Source organism: Liberiplasma polymorphum (assembly GCF_043951795.1).
GTDB lineage: Bacteria > Bacillota_I > Bacilli_A > Izemoplasmatales > Izemoplasmataceae > Liberiplasma > Liberiplasma polymorphum.
In genome coordinates, this window is record NZ_JBIOAG010000064.1 from 1 (window position 1) to 5046 (window position 5046).

Sequence of the window (5046 nt, forward strand, 5' to 3'; positions counted from 1 at the left end):
TAAAAAAACTTACCCGATTGTAAGTTTACTTGTGATATGGTGACCCGTATGGGATTCGAACCCATGAATGCATGCGTGAAAGGCATGTGAGTTAAACCGCTTCTCCAACGGGCCAATAATGGCGCCCCAACTAGGACTCGAACCTAGGACCCCTTGATTAACAGTCAAGTGCTCTAACCGACTGAGCTATTGAGGCTTCTACGTTTTTTTATATATAGTGGATGTTACTTGATTTTATCAATTAAAAAGAAAGAGCCTGGCAACGTCTTACTCTCGCACAATGTACTACCATCAGCGCTGAAGTGCTTAACTGCTGTGTTCGGAATGGGAACAGGTGTGACCACTTCGCCATCGTCACCAGGCTTGTTTCTTTCAAAACTAGATAATACTGTATGTTGTCGAAAAGTTAAGTCCTCGATCGATTAGTACCAGTCAGCTTCATACGTCACCGTACTTCCACACCTGGCCTATCTACCTCGTAGTCTACAAGGGATCTTACTCATAAATGATGGGGAATCTCATCTTGGAGGGGGCTTCACGCTTAGATGCTTTCAGCGTTTATCCCGTCCATACGTAGCTACCCAGCTATGGGCCTGGCAGCCCAACTGGTGCACCAGAGGTATGTCCAACCCGGTCCTCTCGTACTAAGGTTAGCTCTCCTCAAATTCCCAACGCCCACGACGGATAGGGACCGAACTGTCTCACGACGTTCTGAACCCAGCTCGCGTACCACTTTAATGGGCGAACAGCCCAACCCTTGGAACATGCTCCTGCTCCAGGATGTGATGAGCCGACATCGAGGTGCCAAACTCCTCCGTCGATGTGAACTCTTGGGAGGAATCAGCCTGTTATCCCCGGGGTAACTTTTATCCGTTGATTGGCAGCCTTTCCATTCAGCACTGCCAGTTCACTAAGACCTACTTTCGTACCTGCTCGACATGTACGTCTTGCAGTCAAGCTTCCTTCTACCTTTACGCTCTTCGAATGATTACCAACCATTCTGAGGAAACCTTTGTGCGCCTCCGTTACTCTTTGGGAGGCGACCGCCCCAGTCAAACTGTCTGCCAGACACTGTTCCCCTAGTTACACACTAGCGGGTTAGATAACAGATGTCAGAAGGGTGGTATCCCAAAGGTGGCTCCACCGAGACTAGCGTCCCGGCTTCATAGCCTCCCACCTATTCTGTACATCTAACACCCATTATCAATATCAAGCTACAGTAAAGCTCCACGGGGTCTTTCCGTCCTGTCGCGGGTAACCTGCATCTTCACAGGTACTAAGATTTCACCGAGTTTCTTGTTGAGACAGTGCCCAAATCGTTACGCCTTTCGTGCGGGTCGGAACTTACCCGACAAGGAATTTCGCTACCTTAGGACCGTTATAGTTACGGCCGCCGTTTACTGGGGCTTCAAATCGAAGCTTTGTCCGAAGACTAACCCCTCCTCTTAACCTTCCAGCACCGGGCAGGCGTCACCCCATATACATCATCTTACGATTTAGCATAGAGCTGTGTTTTTGATAAACAGTCGCTTGGGCCTATTCTCTGCGGCTCTATTTCTAGAGCTCCCCTTATCCCTAAGTTACGGGGTCATTTTGCCGAGTTCCTTAACAAGAATTATCTCGCGCGTCTTTAGATTCTCTCCTCGTCTACCTGTGTCGGTTTGCGGTACAGGCACCTTATAAATTAACCCTAGAAGCTTTTCTTGGAAGCATAGATTCACAAGACTTACGTCGTCACGCCTCAGCCTTATATGTGTTGCGGATTTACCTGCAACACGGCCTAAACGCTTAAACTAGACATATCCACTGACTAGCTCTTGTTATCTTTCTCCGTCACTCCTTCAGTTCATAAGGTGGTACAGGAATATCAACCTGTTGTCCATCGGCTACGCTTTTCAGCCTCACCTTAGGTCCTGACTAACCCAGAGCGGACGAACCTTCCTCTGGAAACCTTAGACTTTTGACGGTAAGGATTCTCACCTTACTTTTCGTTACTCACACCGGCATTCTCACTTGTTACTACTCCAGTAGTCCTCTCGGTCTACCTTCTCCGCTGTAACAACGCTCACCTACCACTCAATCTTTTAAAAGATCGAATCCGCAGTTTCGGTATCATGTTTAGCCCCGGTACATCTTCGGCGCAGAGTCACTCGACTAGTGAGCTATTACGCACTCTTTAAAGGGTGGCTGCTTCTAAGCCAACCTCCTAGTTGTTTAGGCGACTCTACATCCTTCTCCACTTAACATGAATTTTGGGACCTTAACTGGCGGTCTGGGCTGTTTCCCTCTCGACCACGGACCTTATCACCCGTAGTCTGACTGCCGAATATGTTAGTATGACATTCGGAGTTTGATTGATATCGGTACCCCGAGACGGGGCCGTCAACCATTCAGTGCTCTACCTTCATACCACTTTGTTTCGACGCTAGCCCTAAAGCTATTTCGGTGAGAACCAGCTATCTCTGAGTTCGATTGGAATTTCACCTCTAGCCACAAGTCATCCAATGATTTTTTAACATCACCTGGTTCGGTCCTCCATTGGGTCTTACCCCAACTTCAACCTGCTCATGGCTAGATCACTCAGTTTCGGGTCTACAACAACATACTTAACGCCGGTTAAAACTCGCTTTCGCTTCGGCTCCACCCCTTAAGGCTTAACCTTGCATGTTATCGTAACTCGCCGGTTCATTCTACAAAAGGCACGCCATCACCCATTAACGGGCTCTGACTTGTTGTAAGCACAAGGTTTCAGGTTCTTTTCACTCCGCTCCCGCGGTTCTTTTCACCTTTCCCTCACGGTACTGGTTCACTATCGGTCACTAGAGAGTATTTAGCCTTATGAGATGGTCCTCACATGTTCCGACAAGGTTTCACGTGCCTCGCCGTACTCTTCGTTTAACGGAGGCTACACGATTTCGACTACAGGATTCTCACCTTCTTTGATTGGCCTTCCCATGCCATTCGTCTATCATGTAACTTTGTAACTCCTATTGTTAAACAGGGCTCTTCCCTTTTCGCTCGCCGCTACTCAGAGAATCGTTATTTACTTTCTTTTCCTACGGGTACTAAGATGTTTCAGTTCCCCGCGTCTTCCTTCATCCTAAGATGATACCAACTCTTCCAGTTGGTGGGTTCCCCCATTCGGAAATCCCTGGATCGCTGCCTACTTACGGCTCCCCAAGGCATATCGCTGTTCGTCGCGTCCTTCTTCGGCTTCTAGTGCCAAGGCATCCACCTTGCGCTCTTTATTTCTTAACTTTTCTACAGTATTATCCACTTTTCAAAGACCTTCTAAAATATCCATTGATATTTTATCAAAAAAGAAACCTTTACAGTCTCTCAAAACTAAATAGAACATTACTACTTCGGTAGGGTGTTTCCTTTGTTACTTGGTTGATTCTCCCTAGAAAGGAGGTGATCCATCCCCACGTTCCCGTAGGGATACCTTGTTACGACTTTACCCCAATCATTCATCCCACCTTAGGAGGCTCCCTCCTTACGGTTAGGCCACCTACTTCGGGTGTTACAAACTCTCGTGGTATGACGGGCGGTGTGTACAATCTCCGAGAACGTATTCACCGTGGTATGCTGACCCACGATTACTAGCGATTCCAACTTCATGAAGTCGAGTTGCAGACTTCAATCCGAACTGAGACCAGCTTTAAAAGGTTAGCTCCCCCTCGCGGGTTGGCAACTCTTTGTACTGGCCATTGTAGCACGTTTGTAGCCCAGGTCATAAGGGGCATGATGATTTGACGTCATCCCCACCTTCCTCCAGTTTATCACTGGCAGTCTCGATAGAGTCCTCAACTTAATGTTAGCAACTATCAATAGGGGTTGCGCTCGTTGCGGGACTTAACCCAACATCTCACGACACGAGCTGACGACAACCATGCACCACCTGTCATTCTTGCCCCGAAGGGAAGATCTATCTCTAGACCGATCAAGAAGATGTCAAGACCTGGTAAGGTTCTTCGCGTATCTTCGAATTAAACAACATGCTCCACCGCTTGTGCGGAGACCCGTCAATTCCTTTGAGTTTCAGCCTTGCGGCCGTACTCCCCAGGCGGAGGACTTAATGCGTTAACTTCAGCACTGGGTAACCCCAACACTTAGTCCTCATCGTTTACGGCGTGGACTACCAGGGTATCTAATCCTGTTTGCTCCCCACGCTTTCGTGCCTCAGCGTCAGTTCCGGTCCAGTTAGCCGCCTTCGCCACTGGTGTTCCTCAATATATCAACGCATTTTACCGCTACACATTGAATTCCACTAACCTCTGCCGTACTCTAGTCTTCCAGTTTCAAATGACCCTCCACAGTTAAGCTGTGGGCTTTCACATTTGACTTAAAAAACCGCCTACGCACGCTTTACGCCCAATAATTCCGGATAACGCTCGCTCCCTACGTATTACCGCGGCTGCTGGCACGTAGTTAGCCGGAGCTTTCTGGTTAAGTACCGTCACAGTACAGTCATTTCCTACTGTACTCGTTCTTCCTTAACAACAGAACTTTACGACCCGAAGGCCTTCTTCGTTCACGCGGCATTGCTCGGTCAGGCTTTCGCCCATTGCCGAAAATTCCCTACTGCTGCCTCCCGTAGGAGTCTGGGCCGTGTCTCAGTCCCAGTGTGGCTGTTCAACCTCTCAGTCCAGCTAAGCATCGTCGCCTTGGTAGGCCATTACCCTACCAACTAGCTAATGCTGCGCAAGGCCCTCTTATAGCAACGCTTGAATGCGTCTTTAAATACAAAATCATGCGATCTCGTATCCTATCCAGTATTAGCCACAGTTTCCCGTGGTTATCCTCGTCTTTAAGGCAGGTTCCTTACGTGTTACTCACCCGTTCGCCACTAGAGAAAACCGAAGTCTTCTCTCGTTCGACTTGCATGTATTAGGCATGCCGCCAGCGTTCATCCTGAGCCAGGATCAAACTCTCCATAAAAATTATCGAAACTAACCTAAGTTAGCTTTTCATTTTTTATCTTTGTTTTGATTCTGTCTACTCAAAGTATTATCTGTTCTATTTAGTTTTCAAAGACCATAAATT

At 47.9% G+C, this 5046-nt stretch carries 2 tRNA genes and 3 rRNA genes; all 5 read right to left on the reverse strand.

Features of this window, described 5'->3' with window-relative positions:
• Positions 1–37: 37 nt before the first annotated feature.
• The 5 genes from ACHAJD_RS09640 to ACHAJD_RS09660 all read right to left on the reverse strand — a co-directional run bounded on the left by ACHAJD_RS09640 (position 38) and on the right by ACHAJD_RS09660 (position 4941).
• Positions 38–114, reverse strand: a tRNA-Glu gene (locus ACHAJD_RS09640).
• 5 nt (positions 115–119) lie between these two features.
• A tRNA-Asn gene (locus ACHAJD_RS09645) sits at positions 120–196 on the reverse strand.
• A 58-nt stretch (positions 197–254) separates the two neighbouring features.
• A 5S ribosomal RNA gene (gene rrf / locus ACHAJD_RS09650) occupies positions 255–362 on the reverse strand.
• Positions 363–402: 40 nt separating this feature from the next.
• Positions 403–3258, reverse strand: a 23S ribosomal RNA gene (locus tag ACHAJD_RS09655).
• A 149-nt stretch (positions 3259–3407) separates the two neighbouring features.
• Positions 3408–4941 (reverse strand): 16S ribosomal RNA (locus ACHAJD_RS09660).
• The 16S, 23S and 5S rRNA genes sit together here with 2 tRNA genes alongside, the layout of an rRNA operon.
• Positions 4942–5046 lie beyond the last annotated feature (105 nt).